Below are 17,081 nucleotides of genomic sequence, written 5' to 3' on the forward strand. Positions count from 1 at the left end.
CTCACCCTCGCACCATGATCGATTCGTAGACGTCTTCAAGTCGCCGGCACACTCGCGCCATGCCGTACATTTCGCGCACCGCCACTCGGCCTGCCTGGCCCTGAGTTCGGGCGGCCACCGGATCAGCGAGCAGGCTCGCGATGGCGCCCGCGTAGTCGTGCGGGCCACCCGCCACAACCGCACCGCAACCGCTCTGTTCCACGAAGCCGGCGAGACCACCGTCGGCGTTGATCACTACCGGCACAGACTCGGCGAGGGCCTCGATGATGGACATCCCGAACGGTTCACGCACGGCAGGCAGCACGTACACGGAGGCCGCACTCATCCGCTCGGCCACCTGCCCGGGAGATACCGCAGGTTCACGGCGCAGGCGTGACTTGCCGAAGCCGTCCGCCCGCGCCTCCGCGATGACCCGGTCGACCGCTGCCTCGGCCCCTTCCGACGGACCCACGAGGGTGAACTGCGCGTCGATACCCTTGCGCAGCAGTTCAAGTGCCGCCGCGGCGAAAACCTCCGGCCGCTTCCGCTCGTGTAGACGCGCGAGAAACAGGACTTCCGGAGGGGTGGAACGGGTGTCCGCGTGGGCTTCCGCAGGCACCGGGACACCGTTTGTCAATGGAACCAGCCGCAGGCCAGGGCCACCGATGGCACCGAGTTCAGCACGTTCGGCATCATCCAGGTAGAAGACCGCGCCGGCCGCCCGCAGCAGCTTCTTCGTCCACAGTGCATCCACCGGCGGCGAAAGTGGGTGCGTACCAGTGATGATCATCCCGTGCGTCTGCACGACGACGGGTAGCCCGACTTGCAGCGCAGCCCGCGCCGCCGGAATGGTCACCAGGTCACGCGCCAGGTGAACGTGCACCACATCGAACGCGGATGCGTGGCGCTTGAGCCAACCGACCATGGCAGGTGACCACGTCGAGGCGTAGCCCACCCACGGCAGTACTCGCCGAACCGGAAGGAGTCGGACCGGGACGCCGTCGATCAGTTGCGGCGGTACCGAATAGCCGCGCGCCCCGGCCAGCAAGATCGGCTCATGACCGGCCTTCGCCAGAGCGGCACATTGATTCAGTGCCACCCGGGCCGGACCGCCATACGCACCGTCCGGCGACACCAGTGTCAGCACCTGCAAGACCCTCATAGGAGGATCGCCTCCACATGGTCCGAGGCACCGTCTCCTCGGGCACTTCGGCAACGAGGCAGATCGATCCGCAATTGGGTGGTGGCGCACTTCTGCCGTTCGAACCAACTCCCATCCTCGGGAGGATTGGACCTGATGAACGTGGCGGGAGAACCTCCGTAGATACCCGGGGCGGGATTGAGCTGCCTGCTCCGGATCAACATCGAGTTCGCCGTGAGCAGTGAGTGGGCTGGGAGGACGGCACCCTTCAAGACCAGGCAGTTGGTCAGAACTGCCGAGCGTTCACCGATGATGACCTGCCCCGCCGACTGGATGTTGAGCGTTATGTCGATCTCGTGGCTCAGAATCGTTGTCCGCTGGCCGGCGATGGCGGACATGTCGCCGATCCGGACCACCCCGGAACAGTCGACGTTGTGTCGACTGGTGATCGCAGCACCCTCGCCCATCACAAGAGCTCCGACATCCGCGTGCAACGCCTGATAGGCCGGGTGCGCCGAGATCGAGTTGAGTGAACCGATCGTCGCGCCATCGCCCATCTCCAGTAGCCGAAGAGACCGGAAGAGGTTCAGAGCCCCGATCGTTACGCCTTCTCCGATGACGGCGCGGCCCACATTCAATGCCACTACCGGACCGATCCGCGCGGACCGCGAGATGCGGTGGCCGAACATCCGCAGCAAGGAGTTCTTCACCGCCCTGCCGGGCAGAAGCCACACCAACGTCTCGATCAACCTCATGGTGGTCCCCCTACTCAATGCTCGTCGGCCTGCGACCCGACGAACCAGGCGTACATCTTCTTCAGTCCTGCTTCGATGGTGAGGGTGGGCTGCCATCCCATTGCCCGCAGTTTGCTGTTGTCCATGATCTTGCGCGGAGTACCGTCCGGCCGGGTCGAGTCGAACGTCACCTCACCCTCGAAACCCACGACCGATTTCATCATCAGCGCCAGGTCGTGGATCGAGATCTCCTGTCCGGAACCGACATTGATGATTCCCCCGGCGTCGTAGTGCCGTAGCAGGAAGACGCAGGCGTCGGCGAGGTCGTCGGCGTCGATCAGCTCCCGCAGCGGCGAACCTGTCCCCCACACCACCACCTCGGGCAGGTTCGACAGCTTGGCTTCGTGGAATCGGCGCATCAAACCTGCGATCACATGAGAATGCTCCGGATGGAAGTTGTCACCCACCCCGTACACATTCGAGGGCATCACCGCGAATGTGTTGAAGCCGTATTGCCGTGCATACGCTTCGCACATCGTGATTCCGGCGATCTTCGCGATTGCGTACGGCAGATTCGTTTCTTCCAGCGGGCCGGAGAGAAGCGCCTCCTCCACGATCGGCTGTTCAGCGAATTTGGGATAGATGCAGCTCGACCCCAGGAACAGGAACTTACGTGTGCCGTGGCGGTATGCGGCATCGATCACGTTGGTCTGGATCTTGAGATTCTCCCGGATGAAGTCGGCGCCTTCGGTCGAGTTGGCCATGATTCCACCGACTTTCGCCGCGGCGAGCACCACGTACTCAGGACGCTGCGAGGCAAAGAACTCTTCCACCGCCCCACAGTCGTCGAGCGGAAGCTCACCGTGGGTGCGAGTCAGAACATTCCGGTAACCGGTGTCATGCAGGCGACGCGTGATTGCGGAACCGACCATGCCGCGGTGACCGGCGACGTAGATGAGGGAATCAGTCTCCATGAAAGTCTCCGTTTGGGTGGGGTTCTCGGGGCCATTGCACCTGGGGGCGAGCCGCCAGCACCGTCGCCCCCGCGGGAACGTCGTCAGTCACGATCGCCGTTGCCCCGACGGTCGCGCCGTCTCCGATGCAGACACCGCGCAGCACCGTCGCCTGTGCCGCAACCCACACCGAATCGCCGACGACAATCGGGCCGTTGTCGAATTCGAATGTCGCGCTTCTCCTGTCGTGGCTCCCGGTGCACAGGAACGCTCCCTGCGAGATGCACGTGTTCGATCCGATCCGCACCTGTTCGAGGTTCAGGATCCAGGCCTCCTCGCCGATCCAGGAGTTGTCTCCGATCACCAGTTTCCAGGGCCAGTGGATCTTGACTCCGTGTCGAACGATCACTCCCGCAGCGATTCTCGCTCCGAACAGCCGCAATACCCCGATGCGGACCCCGTTCGGACACCACCATTGCATCAACAGGCCGCGCGACATCAGCCACAGCACCTGGATCGGCACCGGACGGCCGCGACGGTATCCGTGCCCCGAAAAAGCACTGAGACGGAAGCGATTGCCGGCATCCACAGATCGGATGTCTCCGGAAGGCTCTGCGACGGTCATGGTTGTGGCCTCTCGGCTATTCCCAGCCGGCCAGGGCCGGCTTGTCCACCCACGGCTTTCCTTCACACCGGAGCGCAGCGATGTCGGCGTCCACCATGATGGCCGAGAGTTCGGGGGCGCACACCTGCGCTTTCCAATCGAGCAGTCGGGCGGCCTTTGATGAATCTCCGATGAGTGCATCAACCTCGGTGGGGCGCACGTAATTCGGGTCGAACCTCACGTGGTCGCGCCAGTTCAACCCCACTCGATCGAACGCGATTCGGACGAAGTCACGCACGGTACATCCCTGTCCGGTCGCCAGTACGAAGTCGTCCGGCTCAGGTGCCTGGAGCATCCGCCACATTCCCTCCACGAACTCCGGCGCGTACCCCCAGTCCCGCACGGCATCAAGATTGCCCAGGAACAGCTCGTCTTGTATGCCGGCCTTGATCCGGGCCACGGCGCGCGTGATCTTCCGGGTCACAAACGTCTCGCCGCGTCGAGGTGACTCATGGTTGAACAAGATCCCGTTGACCGCGAACATTCCGTAGGCTTCGCGGTAGTTCTTTGTGACCCAGTACGAATACACCTTCGCAGCCCCGTAAGGAGACCGTGGATAGAACGGTGTGCTTTCGCTTTGCGGGGGTGGGGAGGCACCGAACATCTCAGAGCTCGACGCCTGGTAGTACCGGCACGACAGTCCGGCTTGCCGCACCGCTTCGAGCAGGCGGACAGAGCCCACACCCGTGACGCTGCCGGTGTGCTCCGGCTCATCGAACGACACCCGCACATGTGACTGCGCTGCGAGGTTGTAGACCTCGTCAGGATTGATCTTGCTCAACAACATCGACAGCCTGGCACCGTCGGACATGTCGCCGTAGTGGAGGAACAACCTGGCGTCGGGGAGGTGCGGGTCCTGGTAGAGATGCTCGACACGGACCGTGTTGAATGTCGAGGCCCGTCTGATGAGGCCGTGAACCTCATATCCCTTGGCCAACAGCAACTCCGCCAGATATGAGCCGTCCTGCCCGGTGATCCCGGTAATCAGTGCCAGCTTGCGCATCGCCGCCCCCTTGCCGATTCCTCAACGCCTTGCGTTGCCAACATGTGCTGGATCCAACTGTCGAACTTGTCTATCGATGCCTTTTCACTGAGTTCAGCGGCGGCGTACCTGATTCCGCTCGCTCCCAACCTCATCCGCAGATCTGCGTCCCTACCGAGCGCCGCGGCGGCCTCAACAAGCCCTCCCGGATCTCCTCCGGCGACCAGAACTCCGGCCTTTGACTTTCTGATCTCCTGCGCTGCAGTACTTTCAGGGCTCGTCGAGGCCAACACTGCAGTGCCACTCTGGAAGTACGAGGTGAGCTTGCTCGGTATCGACATCTCAGCCACCCCGAGCCGTTCGTTGACCAGCAGGATGTCGGCAGCCCTCAACGCCGCGACGAAATCCTGCTGCGGAAGCGGGTCACGGATCTCCAGGCGAGTGGTTTCACGCGCCATCGCCTCGAGCGCACTTCGTTGATTCCCATCGCCCATGAGAACGAAACGCAGGTTCAGATTCTGTTTGTCGGCGATCTGCGCAGCGCGCACGACGTTCTCGAGCCCCTGCTTGACACCCATGCTTCCGGCATGCAGGACCACGGTCTCGTTGTCTGACCAACCGAGACATCTGCGACTCGCAATACGGTCACTCGCGCCGGCGGACTGAACGTGAGTCCAGTTCCCGATCGTCGTGATCTTGGCGGGGTCAACCTGCATGCTCCGGACAAGTTGGGATCGGAATCGATTGTGCGCCACCACGACGCCATCAGCTTCCCGCATGACCCAGCTTTCCAGTCGGCGGGCAAGTCCGGCAGCGTTGGCGGCCGGGTTCTGAGTTTCGCTCAGGCCGACCGAGTAGAGATCCTGAACCCAGACACCCAGTGCCGGCCTGTGCCCGATCGATCCGCGAAGTCGCAGGCATTGAACCGCGGTCGAGATCAGTGCCGGAGTTGTGCAGATAACGACGTCTGGTCGGTTCCACCGCGATGCTGCGGCCCGGATACCGAAGGTCACCTCCATGAGAAGGCGGCGAACGTTCGACGACCTTGCCGGAATCGAATGTCGTACCCGCTTCACGGACACACCGTCGATCGCTTCACTCGACGTCCACTTCCAGCGGTATTCCTCGGGCAGCCTCCACTCGGGATAATGGGGCATTCCGGTGACCACGTTGACCCGGTAGCCTCTGCTGACGAGTCCGCGACACAGTCCTGCCGTATATGGCGCGATGCCAAAGGGTTCCGGAGAGTAGTTGATCCCGAGAACCGTGACCGCTGTCTGATCGCTCATGGCAAACCTCAGTAGGCCCCGGTGCGTCGGAAAACCGCTCGCAAGGTCTTGATGATGATCAGGACGTCTTCGATCATCGACCAGTTGTCGACGTACGAGAGATCCAGGCGAACGGATTGCTCCCAGGAGAGATCGGATCGTCCGCTCACCTGCCACAGGCCTGTCACGCCCGGCTTCACCAGCAGCCGGCGCAACACGTCGCAGTCGTATGCCTCCACCTCACGGCGCAACGGTGGCCGCGGGCCGACGACGCTCATCTCCCCCCGCAACACGTTGAGGAACTGTGGAAGTTCGTCGATGCTGAAGCGCCGCAACACCTGACCGACACGGGTAATGCGCGGATCGTCATGAATCTTGAACAACAAGCCGCCGCCTTCGTTGGCGCTCAACAGCCCTGCCAGCTGTTTGTCGGCGTCCTTCACCATGGTGCGGAACTTCACCATCGAGAACGGCTTGCCGTCGATACCGATCCGTTCGGACAGATAGAAGACCGGTCCCCGACTTCCGACTTTGATCGCAATGGCGGTGGCGATCAAGATGGGCAGCGTCGCGATGAGCGCTGCCGATGCGAAACATGCGTCAAACGCCCGTTTCTGAAATCGCTTGGCGCCGAGATACTGCGGTTTCTCTATGTGCAGCAATGGAAGTCCGGCGATGGGACGCATCACGAGACGAGAAAGCGCGACGTCCATCACCCCGGTGGAGACAACGAGGTCGACTCCGAGCGGCTCGAGATCCCACAGGAGTCGCCGGATGCCTCGGACGCCGAAGTGTTCCGTACCGGCAATGGCGACGGTGTCCGCGCCACACGTCCGGATGGCCTCCAGAACCTGTGTCTCCCCGCCGATGATCGGAATTTCCCTACCGTTGATGGTGATCTGCTCGCCCCGCGGAGGGCCATAGCCCGGAACGCCGACGCCCACTACGCGATAGCCGTCCGACTCATTTCGGGTCAGCTCGTTCCCCAGGCTTTGCACCGCGCCGGGCTCTCCGATGGCCAGGACGGCGGTTTGGTTCCTGCCCGACGCACGGCAATGCGCCAATTTTCCACGCCAATACGACCTGCCCAGAACCAGACAGATGATCCCGGTGGGGAGCGCGACCGCCAGATACCCTCGCACCACGTCGATCTTGAGGAGCAACGTGATGATCGCGATCGCTCCGAAAGTCCAGAAGGATGCCGCGATCACCCGCCGGTACTCGTCGATGCCGGAACCGATGATTCGCGGCGACCGAGTGTGCGATCCAGCCAGCGCGGTGAGCCACACGACGATGAACGCGACCGAGAAACCCGGGACGAAATACTTGAATTGCGCGTCTGCGGAGTGGTTGGTTCCGAATCGGATGTACTGCGCCAGGCCCACAGCGAAGCAGACGACCATGGTGTCCGTCAGCCGTATCTTCGCCGCGTAACGCCGTTGCCAGGTGGTGCGCTCGAACACCTCGCTCGGCATCAGATTCTGTGCGGCAAATGCAACCCGACCGCTGGTTGTCTCAGGTTTCGGCGGACCTGCGGCGGTGTCGCCGACCGCGGTCAGCCACCCGCTCCCATTGTTCGGATGGGAACGACGGGTGACGGTCTGGATCTCGTCTTGTTGCATGGCGTTACCCCCAACTCACGGGTCCACGTACTGGGACACCTGCACTGAAACTTTTGCAGTACTTGGATATTCGCGTGTCGCGAGCCACCATCGCTGCCCGGACCTCGGCAGGGTGTCAATCGGGTCGTAGAACGGGTAGACACGGTTCAACGCGTCACGATCCGCCTTGTCGAGTACGGTGCGATAGTTCTTGCTCCAGTAGGAGATGCCCAATTCGCGGTCGTACCGGACTACCTGATGGACCCAACGCTTTCCGACAAAGGGGACGTCGCAGACGATGCGCGGAGTCGCGAACCCGGGCAGGTACCCCATGATCGCCAACTGCAACTCTTGGGCTTGCCACAGTGGGGTGCGCCAATGTTCGGCGTTGGGGATCATGTCGCACATATAGAAGTAGTACGGGAGAATGTTGGCTTCGCCCTGAAGCGCAAAGCACAGATCGAGAAGGTCTTCAGTCGTCGCATTCACGCCGCGCATCAGCACACCTTGATTGCGAACATCCCGCAGCCCGGCGGCGAGCAGGGCTCGCCCCGCCTCCGCGACCAGCGGTGTCACCGACTGCACGTGGTTGATGTGGGTATGCATCGCCAGGTTGACTCCGAGGGCGGAGGCGGCCTGTGCCACGCGATTGACGCCTTCGACCACCTTCGGCTGCAGCCAGTGCTGCGGCAACGCCGCCAGTGCCTTTGTGGCCAAGCGGATATCCCGGATGGTGTCGATCTCGAGCAGCTTCATGACAAAGGACTCCAGCCGTGGCCACGGGATGTTGGCCACGTCGCCACCGGAAACCACGACGTCCCTTACGGTCGGTGTGGCGCGCAAGTACTCGAGGATGCGCTCCTGCCGGTCCGCCGGCCGCAGGGTCAGCTTGGCCTTGCTCACCGCGGGCGTCGAATTGCCGATCAGATCCATCCGGGTGCAGTGCCCGCAGTACTGCGGGCAGGTCGAGAGCATTTCGGCAAGGACCTTGGTCGGGTACCGATGAGTCAACCCCTCGACCACCCACATGTCGCTTTCGTGCAGCGAATCTCGCTCGGCGTAAGGGTGTGAGCGCCATCTGCGGTCACGATCGGTGAACACCGGCAGCATGTAACGCCGAATCGGATCGGCATAAAACGCCTCCGTGAGGCTGCGGCGGCCCGATGTGCAGTGGGGGGCAATGGTGTTCAGCATCTGCGGCGGCATCAACATCGACATGGTCGCCTCCCGCTGCTGGTCGGCGAGCAGGTCGGCATAGAATCGTTCGTCGAGAAGGTCCCCCACCACAGCACGCAGTTGCGCGATGTTCTTGACGGAGTGCGCGCGCTGCCATTGCGGATCTCGCCAATCGGATGCCGTGACCGTCGCCCATCCTGGGTAGCGCCGCCAATCCGGCTCGGTCAACTCTGTGCGCACGTAGGTATACGGCTGGTCATCGACCACAGTGGATCTGGCCTGGCTGCGTTCACTGAGCGTTGTCATCGTGACAGCACCTTTCGCGAGGCGGTTGCCGGTTCATCGGCGTGGATCAATTCGTCCGCGACCCGTCGGCCGGACCTGATCGCCCCCTCCATCAACCCGAAGAATTCCAAGCTGGTTTCGGTGCCCGCCCAATGAACGCGGCCATGAGGCTCGGTCAGTGTCGGTCCGAGCCGCAACCAGTCGCCGGGGCCGAACAGCGCGGAATAGCATCCCTTGCTGTACTTCTCGGTCAACCAGTCGGTGACGGTGTACTGAGTCGGCGGGGGCAGCTGAGGAAAGAGCTGTCCGACATGGTTCAGCGCCGCCTCGTACTGCTCAGCCGCCGACATCGCCGAGAACGTCGCTGCCTCGGCGCCTGTGACGAATCCGGTGAGCACACCTGCTGATTCATCCGGCGGAGAATCGTCGACCGTCGACAGCAACGGCCCGTTGGAACTCACCGACCAACCGGACAGGCCGTACTCGCGCCACAGCGGAGTCGGATATCCCAGGTGTACCTTGACCGCGCAACCCCGGCCGGTGGCCGCAGTCGCGCGCGGCGCGCTCAGCGCCGGCCGAAACTCGATCCGCTGCGCGAGTATTGGCGGTATCGCGACAACCACCCGATCGGCTCGATACTCGGACAGCATGCCATCGCTGTGCGGAATGCATTGCACCACCACTTCGTCGGCGCTCTGATCGATCGCGCATACCGGATGACCCAACCGCACCCGCGTCCCAAGTTGTACAGCGAGCGCCTCGGACAGCAGATGGGCGCCGCCATCGATCCGCCATTGCTGGGCTCCACCCTCGAAGGCGTTGAGATAGCGGATGCCGCCGCCAGAACGCAGGTAGAAAGCCATGTGCAGTACCGAAACCGCTTCGGGATCGGCCGCCATCATCTCGCCGATGAAGAGCGGGAAGAATGTCTGCGCGTCCGGATGCTTGACCTCATCGGCAAGCCAGCGCGCGGCAGTCAGTCGGTCGAGGTCGCCGGCTTGCGGGCTCAGCCATGGCGCATCCGGCCGTATCCGCGCGACGAGTTCCTCCAGCCGGTCGAACAAGTCGCCAAGTGCCACCACATCCAACGGAGGGACCCGACTCGAAGTTGTCGTCCGGCGGTTCGAGAGCATGAACGTGCTGTCGCCGGCCATCCCCGTGGAAGCCACATCGAGTCCGTGCTCCCGTAGCAATGCACGTAGCTCGGTGTGCCGCACGCCCAGATAGGCAGCACCCCCGTCGGCGACCACGGACCCGGATATCGGGACGCCGTGCATCCGTCCACCTACCCGATCACGCGCCTCGAGCACGGTGACGTCCGCACCCGCGGCCTTCAGGTCGAGAGCAGCCGTCAGCCCGGCCAGGCCGGCCCCGACGACGACGACACGCATGTTTTCCCTGCTCATGGCACGACAGCACAGACTTTTGCGAACAGGCCCTCTGCCGAAGGTCTTTCGATGAAGTCCTCCCACGACAATTCCGTCCCGAAGTCCCGGGCGATCGCACTGAGCACCCTGGTCGCCAACAGCGAATCGCCGCCGAGTTCGAAGAAGTCGGAGTCCGTCTTCACCTCAGGAGTGTTGAGGACCCTACGAAAGATCTGGACGATGTGGCCGGCACTCATTGACCCGCTCCTTTGCCGTCGTGGTCTCTTGCGGCGCGACGTGTTGCCGCCCGATCAATTTTTCCGCTGGACGTATAGCTCAGTGAGTCAACGAATCTCACTCGACTGGGTACGAATTGGGCGGGTAAGCGCTGGCCCAGGTAACGCTTCAGCTCAACCTGGGTAATCGTCCCGACCGGGACTACGTACGCCGTCAGTGCGGTGCGGCCGAGTAGCCGTTCACCTGTCACGACGGCACCCCCGACTGCGGGGTGGGTGTTCAGCTGAGCCTCCACCTCCGCCGGATGCACCCGCACTCCAAGGACTTTCACCTGTTCGTCAGTGCGGCCGCGCGAGTACAGGAGCCCCCGTTCACCGCGGGCAACCAGATCTCCGGTGTGGAACCACCGGGTCGGACCGGAGCCGTGGTCGGCGACGGGGAATCCGGACTCGGTGAGCTCCGGCAACCCGAGGTAGCAAGTGGCGAGGCCCGGTCCCGACACCAGCAGTTCCCCTTCGTCGGTGACGTGATCGCGCACATGGGGCAATGCACGCCCGATCGGAATCTCGCCGTCGCACCTCGCCACTTCCGGTTCGGTGTCAGGTCCGCACAGGTCCACCGCGTGAGTCACCATCGTCGTCTCGGTGCATCCGTAGGTATTGAGCAACCTGACGTGCCCAGCATCGACATCGCGCCACTGCCGTAGTCGGGTTGGATCAACCCGTTCGCCGCCGATCACCACCAGCCGGACACAGGCCGGCAATGACGCCTGCTCCTCGTGGAGAAACAGCACCAGCTCGTGCCAGAACGCCGTCGGCAGGTCGAGTACGGTGATTTCTCGTTCTGCCAACATGCGGACAAAGCGGGGCAACGCAACAGAATGGGCGGCATCGTCGAAAACCAATGTCGCGCCGGCTGTTAACGCAGGGAGGATCTCCTCCAAACAGGTATCCCAGCCGAGCGACGCAAATTGAAGCACTCGGTCGTCGGGCGTGATCCCGAAAAGGTGACGTAGTGCCCTCACCGTGGCCGCGAGGGCACGTCGCGAAACCACCACCGGCTTCGGCTTCCCCGTGGAACCCGAGGTGCACAGCACATACGCCGGATCACTGGGGCGACATCTCGGCTCAGGCAGATCCGTGTCCACAAGAACCGGGTCCTCGTCGAGCGTTTCGATCCGAAGGTCCGTCGAGTCGTCCGGGTCCCGGGCTACCGCAAACAGTCGATCCACGCCGAGTGCCGCAGCGAGCGCCTGCTTGCGGGCCGCCGGAAGCGCAGCGTCGATCGGGCAATAGGCCGCCCGAGCCTGCAGACTTCCGAGCAGAAGATCAACCACAGCGGGTACGTGTGCAACCACCGCACCGATCAGACGGGAGTCTTCATCGTCACCGAATCGAGTTGCCCTGTAGTGCAATGCAGTACGACGGACCCGGTCGGCGAGGTCACGATAGGTGATGACAGTCCCGTTGTGCATGATGGCTGCGCGGTGTGGCCAAGCTCGGACGACCGCGGCGAAGTCCGCAACCACGTCACCGCCGGGGTCGATATCGGCCTCACGCGGCCAGATATCGGCGTTGGGAAAAGCAGTCTGAGCCATAATTTCCTATGTGGTGAGCAGGACCGGTTGGGTCCTTGATCTGTTTTGCGTGGGCGACGAGTCCCCCGGGTTTACTCGACCATCACCGCCTTCAGGTCATGTTCTGGCTTGTCGACATCGCGTCCCAGCTCCTTGGCCAGGGTGCGGGCCAGAATCTGCATCGGGGCAATTGCCTCGATCGGGCCCCACGGCGCATTCAGGTTGCCGATTACCGGCACATCGCTACCCGCCGGCCCGATCGAGATGACCCGACCGCCGCGGGCCCGCACGTCCCCGACATCCCTGACGAGCTCATGGTCTCCATGGCCGACGACCACGACCGGGGTTCCGTCGCGCACCAACGCGAGTGGTCCATGCTTCAACTCGCCGGCCGGGTAATGCCCGGCCCACAGATGGGTGAGTTCCGTTACCTCGCGGGCACCTTCGGCGGCGTACGGTAGCCCCGATCCGCGTGCGATGAAGATGAACCCGCCCCTGGATACGAATTCGTCTGCGATCGGCGGTATGACGCACTTGGCGATCGCACCGGCCGCGGCCAATTGATCCGGCAGTCGGCGAAGATCGTCGACGAGTCCAGTTGCCGCAGCGGTGGGCAGGCGCTTCATAGCTACAAGCGCCGAGATCATCAGAGCCACACCGGCAACCACCTCACACACGAATGTCTTGGTGGCTGCGGCACCGGTCTCAGACCCGGCCGAAAAGCCGATGACGGCATCTGCCAGCCGGGCCAGTGTGGAATGCGAGTTGCTGGTGAGTGCGAGCAATGGCGAGTCACCCATGGCGGGACCCTCGACCGCGCGCAGCACATCGGTGGTCTCACCTGACCGGCTGACGGCGATGCACAGCTGGCACTCATCAGGGACCTCGGCAGCAGCTTCGCTCCCGGCGATGGCAGTTGTCGGTATTCCGCCGAGTTCTCGCGCCAGGTTGCCGATCGCCTTGCCTGCGTTCAGCGATGTTCCGCAGCCGATCACCTTCAGACGTTCGAACGGAGGCAGCCCGAGTTGGTTCCAGACCCGCCCGGTCGCGATTCCGTCCACCAGGTCATCGAAGATCCGAGCGGCCGCTTGCGGCTGTTCGTCGATCTCCTTGGCCATGTCGTCGGTGTAGCCATTCAGTTCCACCTCGCGGCCGCGCCACCGACCGGCATTCGTCAGCTCGACGACGTCGCCGTCGTCGAGTATCCGGAACTCGTCGACCCAGTCGGCGATCGCCGCGATGTCACTTGCCGCAAAGTCGCCGTGTGCGGTGTGCGCAACGAGCAGTGGGGACCCCTTGGCAGCGACGACGATTCGGCCCGTGCCCTGCTCCAGCGCGGCAAGAGCCCAGCATCCCTCAACCCTGGCGAGGGCATTCCGCACAGCCAGAACCAGATCCCCGCAGCGATACCGCTCATCCTCGATCAGGTGGCACAACACCTCGCTGTCGACCGTCGTCGCGAACTCGTGCCCGGTACTGGCCAGCTCCGTCCGCAGCCCGGCCTCATTCTCGATCGTTCCGTTGTGCACCAGGCTGATCTGCCCTCGACAGTCGATGTGCGGGTGGGCGTTGCCCTCGGTCACCGAACCGCGGGTCGCCCAGCGTGTGTGGCCGATTCCCACCCCGTTGAACTGCGGGCCGGGCCACTGGTCCAGCAGCCCTTCGAGGGCCGCCACACGCCCCGTCGTCCGCAGACGGACGACGGGGCCGGTTGTGGTCTGCAGGGCGACTCCGACCGAGTCGTACCCGCGGTACTCGAGCCGGCGTAGTCCCACTCGCAGGTAGTCGACTGCGGGGCGATCTGTCCGGCAGGCGATGATGCCGCACATCAGACCATTCCCGAAGCAGCGACAGCGATTGCCGTCGAACCGGACCCGCAAACTCGATCGCCAGCGATGCCTTCGCCTGGCCTTGAGCTAACCCCCGTAAACATGCAATCACTATCGATGGCCGAAAGCCGTTGGTACATGGACCGATAGATCGATTTTTGGATTAGACCGCGGTCTGGATCGCGGACTAGATCCCCGACTGGTCCCCGGGAGCGCTATCGGCGTGCAGGATGGTGCGGGCGAGTGCGGCAGCCTGCGCACGCGAGCTGACACCGAGTTTGTTCAACAGACTGTGCACGTGGTTCTTGACAGTGTGGACAGCGATACACAGCTCTGCTGCAATGTCCCGGTTCGAAAGGCCTGATTCCAGCATCCTGAGGATCTGGGCCTCACGGGACGTAAGGACTAGTTCTCTTACCGCCGGTTGCCGCTGGGAAGCCAGCGCCGACAATCGGCGCAGCAGGATTGCGGAAATTCTCGGCGAACAAAGCGACTCCCCCGCAGCAACGTTGTGTATCAATATGAGTAGGTCATCGAGCGATTCGTTACGCAGGTGGTAGCCGGCCACACCGGCCTCCGCGCACGCGACAATCTCGGATTCGTCGGTCTCGGATACGCCCAGAACGACTACCCGCGCCGACGGACTGAATTCCAGGGCATGACGCAGTAACACCGCCTTGTTGCGAGTCGCCATATTCAGCAGGACAACACGCGGCAACGTGCTCTCGAGGGCCGCGGTCAGCGAAGGCACATCCCAGGCGAGGCCCGGTGCCAGCACGCCGTGGGCGGTGACCACCCCCGCCAGGAACTCGCGACAGAGCGTGCTGTCATCGACAATCAGGATCCGCGTATCCCGGAGCAGTCCCGAATCACCGGCGCTCGTCGACGGCGTGCGCCAGTCAGCCAGTCCGCCCGGTAGAGCCGAAAACGACCGGGAGTTCGACAGGCGGCGTCCGGACCCGACCGTATGGCGGCGATCCACGGCAGCCAGATCGGCATCCGCATCGACTGACAGATCCGGCTCAATCACGCCGTCGGAGGAAACGGCCGGGTCGGCGGTCAACACGTCCACCTGAGCAAATCAGCTACCACGACCATGCCCCCCGACTCCGCTCGCTCAAACCGCCGCACTTCACCTGTCGCGGGGTCCTGGCGACGAACATCCCCTTCTCAGCTGCCATAGGTCACGAAGGGCCGTGGACGCGAAACTAGCACACTTAATGAAGTTTGCCATCGCGCGCGTAAAATTCAGGGACTTCCAAGGAGCGACCACCCCGAAGCAAAGGTCACGCCAAGTTTGAGCAAAGCCCTCCCCTCCGCAAGTAGCTAGCAGTCGAGGGGGCCATCCAGGCCATTCCGGCCACAGTTTCCGCAGTAAGCAGGCGAGAACCGCGATATCCGATCAGGGGACACCCCGCCGATTGCACGCCTCACGCGGCGTGACATGTTTGCCGTCAGACACCTTGGCGCATGCCGTGACACCTGTTGACCACGCTGAAATATTCGTATCTGGCAGCAGTCTTGGCAAACACAATCCTTGCTCAGGAAATATATTTCCCACGCGTCAATCACGCGCGTGCTGCCTCACCCGCGCCATGCTCGCGGTAGTCTCCTGTCACGGGCACAATCCACCGATCATCGAGACCTCGCACCACATCAGCCCCGGCAGCGCCCAAGCAGTGGTTGTGCATAAATCCGACTCGATGCACAGAGTGGAGCGTCCCGTGAACGAGTCTGATCCGCGGAGTGTGCGGACCAGGTTTCTCGAGGCAGTCCGCACGAGCGCCGCAGACCCGGATGACGCAGCACGCCTGTGTAAGGCGTGCGTATCGGTTCTCCCGGTGACACGCGCAGGCATCTCAGTGAACGTGGAGGGCATAGGCATCGATGTTCTCGCTTCCAGCGACAACATCGCCGAACGACTGGAATGGACCCAGGCCACCCTCGGAGAGGGGCCCGGCGTGGATGCGATCTCGGCCGGCACGCCGGTGATGGTCGCGCAACTGTCCGAGGCCGACGAGCAGTGGCCGATGTTCGCCAGCGAGGCGGTCACCTCCGGCGTATCCGCGATGTACGCATTTCCGCTGCAAGTTGGTGCCATCCAGGTAGGTGTCCTCGATCTGTATCGCGATGCACCCCCCGAACTGACGGCACTCGACTTCGCCGATGCCATCGCCATCGCCGAGATGATCACGTCGATGTTGCTCAGCGCAGGACTGGGCGATGTGCCCGTCGAGTCGCTCAATTCACTATGGGACCAGGCCCTAGGTAGTCGCGAAGTGCATCAGGCGACCGGGATGGTCGTTGCACAACTCGGGGTCGGCGCCCGCGAAGCTTATGTCCGCCTTCAGGCATACGCCTATGCCAATGGACGTCTGCTCAGTGAAGTCGCCCACGACGTCGTACACCGGCGACTCAGGTTCGCGCCGGAACCCAACGCAGACCCAGGCGAGGGCGCGACCCCGGGTTCCTCGGTGACGTCGTGAGCGAACGTTGACCAACGCAAACATCGAGGGAAGACTTCATTATGCAAGGGGGACATGATGAACCGCTATGAACAACTCGCGAATGCATTCGTCGGGCTGGCGGACACGCTCGTCGCCGACTACGACGTCGTTGAGTTCGCGCAACGCCTCGTTGGCGACCTGACGACGTTGCTGCCGGTCACCGCGGCCGGAATCATGCTCGGAGACGCGCACGGACGCCTGCACGTGTTCGCGTCCAGCAGCGAGCACACCCGGCTACTCGAACTGCTCCAGATCGAAGCCAACTCCGGGCCGTGTCTGGAGGCCTACCTCACCCGGGAGACCGTGCTGGTGCCGGATATCCAGCGAGAGCAGGAGCGCTGGCCCGCGTTCGCCCAACGCGCCGCGGAGTACGGGTTCAGTTCGGCGTTCGCGTTGCCGCTTCGGCTGCGCGACGAACGAATCGGCGCAGTGAATCTACTGAGAACTGAACTTGGTCAAATGTCAGACAGCGATATCGCAGTGGGACAAGGGCTGTCCGATGTAGCTGCCGTGGGGATACTTCACCAGCGCATCATCACCCGTGCCGAGATCATCAATCAGCAGCTACAGGGCGCCCTCAACACCAGGACGATCATCGAGCAGGCCAAAGGGGTGCTTGCAGAGCGCGGGGGGATGGGGATGGACGAGTCGTTCAACCTCCTGCGCACGTACGCCAGGAAGACCAATCAGCGACTGGCCGACCTGGCTCGCGCCGTGGTCGCGGGAGCGGACACCTCCGAGATTCTCAACATCCGACCTCGGTCCGAGCAATAGCCCGATTC

General features: G+C 63.2%; 15 protein-coding genes. 2 read left to right on the forward strand and 13 right to left on the reverse strand.

What is annotated here, in order from left to right; translation table 11 throughout:
- Position 1 precedes the first annotated feature (1 nt).
- The 13 genes from ACZYZ7_RS29160 to ACZYZ7_RS29220 form a co-directional block, all read right to left on the reverse strand.
- Positions 2 to 1,141 (reverse strand): glycosyltransferase, encoded by a 1,140-nt coding sequence (locus ACZYZ7_RS29160; RefSeq protein WP_135458709.1) that lies wholly within the window; start codon positions 1,139 to 1,141, stop codon positions 2 to 4.
- On the reverse strand, positions 1,138 to 1,875 hold the full coding sequence (locus tag ACZYZ7_RS29165) for an acyltransferase (RefSeq protein WP_463742344.1): 738 nt from the start codon (positions 1,873 to 1,875) through the stop codon (positions 1,138 to 1,140). Before ACZYZ7_RS29165 ends, ACZYZ7_RS29160 begins: the two co-directional genes overlap by 4 nt.
- 14 nt (positions 1,876 to 1,889) lie before the next feature.
- Positions 1,890 to 2,828 (reverse strand): GDP-L-fucose synthase family protein, encoded by a 939-nt coding sequence (locus tag ACZYZ7_RS29170; RefSeq protein ID WP_135458713.1) that lies wholly within the window; start codon positions 2,826 to 2,828, stop codon positions 1,890 to 1,892.
- Complete coding sequence (locus ACZYZ7_RS29175) at positions 2,818 to 3,432, reverse strand: LbetaH domain-containing protein (RefSeq protein ID WP_450072958.1); 615 nt, start codon at positions 3,430 to 3,432, stop codon at positions 2,818 to 2,820. The genes ACZYZ7_RS29170 and ACZYZ7_RS29175 overlap by 11 nt, the downstream gene beginning before the upstream one ends.
- A 16-nt stretch (positions 3,433 to 3,448) precedes the next feature.
- On the reverse strand, positions 3,449 to 4,474 hold the full coding sequence (gmd, locus tag ACZYZ7_RS29180; protein WP_135458718.1) for a GDP-mannose 4,6-dehydratase: 1,026 nt from the start codon (positions 4,472 to 4,474) through the stop codon (positions 3,449 to 3,451).
- The gene (locus tag ACZYZ7_RS29185) at positions 4,456 to 5,742 is read right to left on the reverse strand and encodes a glycosyltransferase (RefSeq protein ID WP_450072957.1); all 1,287 of its coding nucleotides are present in this window, start codon (positions 5,740 to 5,742) and stop codon (positions 4,456 to 4,458) included. The genes gmd and ACZYZ7_RS29185 overlap by 19 nt, the downstream gene beginning before the upstream one ends.
- Before the next feature lie 8 nt (positions 5,743 to 5,750).
- A complete protein-coding gene (locus ACZYZ7_RS29190; RefSeq protein WP_167858192.1) occupies positions 5,751 to 7,196 on the reverse strand; it encodes a sugar transferase in 1,446 nt (481 codons plus the stop codon).
- A gap of 162 nt (positions 7,197 to 7,358) precedes the next feature.
- On the reverse strand, positions 7,359 to 8,804 hold the full coding sequence (locus ACZYZ7_RS29195) for a KamA family radical SAM protein (protein WP_135458725.1): 1,446 nt from the start codon (positions 8,802 to 8,804) through the stop codon (positions 7,359 to 7,361).
- Positions 8,801 to 10,189, reverse strand: a complete 1,389-nt coding sequence (locus ACZYZ7_RS29200) for a flavin monoamine oxidase family protein (RefSeq protein WP_450072956.1) — start codon at positions 10,187 to 10,189, stop codon at positions 8,801 to 8,803. Before ACZYZ7_RS29200 ends, ACZYZ7_RS29195 begins: the two co-directional genes overlap by 4 nt.
- Entirely contained in the window at positions 10,186 to 10,407 is a 222-nt protein-coding gene (locus ACZYZ7_RS29205; protein WP_135458730.1) for an acyl carrier protein, read from the reverse strand. The genes ACZYZ7_RS29200 and ACZYZ7_RS29205 overlap by 4 nt, the downstream gene beginning before the upstream one ends.
- Entirely contained in the window at positions 10,404 to 11,984 is a 1,581-nt protein-coding gene (locus ACZYZ7_RS29210; protein ID WP_463742345.1) for an AMP-binding protein, read from the reverse strand. The genes ACZYZ7_RS29205 and ACZYZ7_RS29210 overlap by 4 nt, the downstream gene beginning before the upstream one ends.
- Before the next feature lie 71 nt (positions 11,985 to 12,055).
- Positions 12,056 to 13,792 carry a glutamine--fructose-6-phosphate transaminase (isomerizing) gene (gene glmS, locus ACZYZ7_RS29215; RefSeq protein WP_450072954.1) on the reverse strand — a complete coding sequence of 579 codons (1,737 nt, stop codon included), beginning with the start codon at positions 13,790 to 13,792 and terminating at the stop codon, positions 12,056 to 12,058.
- A gap of 187 nt (positions 13,793 to 13,979) precedes the next feature.
- A complete protein-coding gene (locus ACZYZ7_RS29220; RefSeq protein ID WP_450072953.1) occupies positions 13,980 to 14,855 on the reverse strand; it encodes a LuxR C-terminal-related transcriptional regulator in 876 nt (291 codons plus the stop codon).
- Between the two features lie 778 nt (positions 14,856 to 15,633).
- Between ACZYZ7_RS29220 and ACZYZ7_RS29225 the strand changes: the two genes are divergently transcribed.
- Together ACZYZ7_RS29225 and ACZYZ7_RS29230 are read left to right on the forward strand one after the other, a co-directional pair.
- Positions 15,634 to 16,278, forward strand: coding sequence for an ANTAR domain-containing protein (locus ACZYZ7_RS29225; RefSeq protein ID WP_450072952.1), 645 nt, complete (start codon positions 15,634 to 15,636; stop codon positions 16,276 to 16,278).
- 57 nt (positions 16,279 to 16,335) lie between these two features.
- Positions 16,336 to 17,073, forward strand: a complete 738-nt coding sequence (locus ACZYZ7_RS29230) for a GAF and ANTAR domain-containing protein (protein WP_450072951.1) — start codon at positions 16,336 to 16,338, stop codon at positions 17,071 to 17,073.
- Positions 17,074 to 17,081: the final 8 nt, after the last annotated feature.

Source organism: Mycobacterium sp. IDUB_17 (assembly GCF_055419465.1).

What these genes read in the sequence shown, in the direction of transcription:
- ACZYZ7_RS29175 (WP_450072958.1), bottom strand. Translation starts at nt 3,432, where the DNA reads ATGACCGTCGCAGAGCCTTCCGGAGACATCCGATCTGTGGATGCCGGC.
- ACZYZ7_RS29195 (WP_135458725.1), bottom strand. Translation starts at nt 8,804, where the DNA reads ATGACAACGCTCAGTGAACGCAGCCAGGCCAGATCCACTGTGGTCGAT.
- glmS (WP_450072954.1), bottom strand. Translation starts at nt 13,792, where the DNA reads ATGTGCGGCATCATCGCCTGCCGGACAGATCGCCCCGCAGTCGACTAC.
- ACZYZ7_RS29230 (WP_450072951.1), top strand. Translation starts at nt 16,336, where the DNA reads ATGAACCGCTATGAACAACTCGCGAATGCATTCGTCGGGCTGGCGGAC.
- ACZYZ7_RS29210 (WP_463742345.1), bottom strand. Translation starts at nt 11,984, where the DNA reads ATGGCTCAGACTGCTTTTCCCAACGCCGATATCTGGCCGCGTGAGGCC.
- ACZYZ7_RS29170 (WP_135458713.1), bottom strand. Translation starts at nt 2,828, where the DNA reads ATGGAGACTGATTCCCTCATCTACGTCGCCGGTCACCGCGGCATGGTC.
- ACZYZ7_RS29185 (WP_450072957.1), bottom strand. Translation starts at nt 5,742, where the DNA reads ATGAGCGATCAGACAGCGGTCACGGTTCTCGGGATCAACTACTCTCCG.
- ACZYZ7_RS29165 (WP_463742344.1), bottom strand. Translation starts at nt 1,875, where the DNA reads ATGAGGTTGATCGAGACGTTGGTGTGGCTTCTGCCCGGCAGGGCGGTG.
- ACZYZ7_RS29190 (WP_167858192.1), bottom strand. Translation starts at nt 7,196, where the DNA reads ATGCCGAGCGAGGTGTTCGAGCGCACCACCTGGCAACGGCGTTACGCG.
- gmd (WP_135458718.1), bottom strand. Translation starts at nt 4,474, where the DNA reads ATGCGCAAGCTGGCACTGATTACCGGGATCACCGGGCAGGACGGCTCA.
- ACZYZ7_RS29160 (WP_135458709.1), bottom strand. Translation starts at nt 1,141, where the DNA reads ATGAGGGTCTTGCAGGTGCTGACACTGGTGTCGCCGGACGGTGCGTAT.
- ACZYZ7_RS29205 (WP_135458730.1), bottom strand. Translation starts at nt 10,407, where the DNA reads ATGAGTGCCGGCCACATCGTCCAGATCTTTCGTAGGGTCCTCAACACT.
- ACZYZ7_RS29200 (WP_450072956.1), bottom strand. Translation starts at nt 10,189, where the DNA reads ATGAGCAGGGAAAACATGCGTGTCGTCGTCGTCGGGGCCGGCCTGGCC.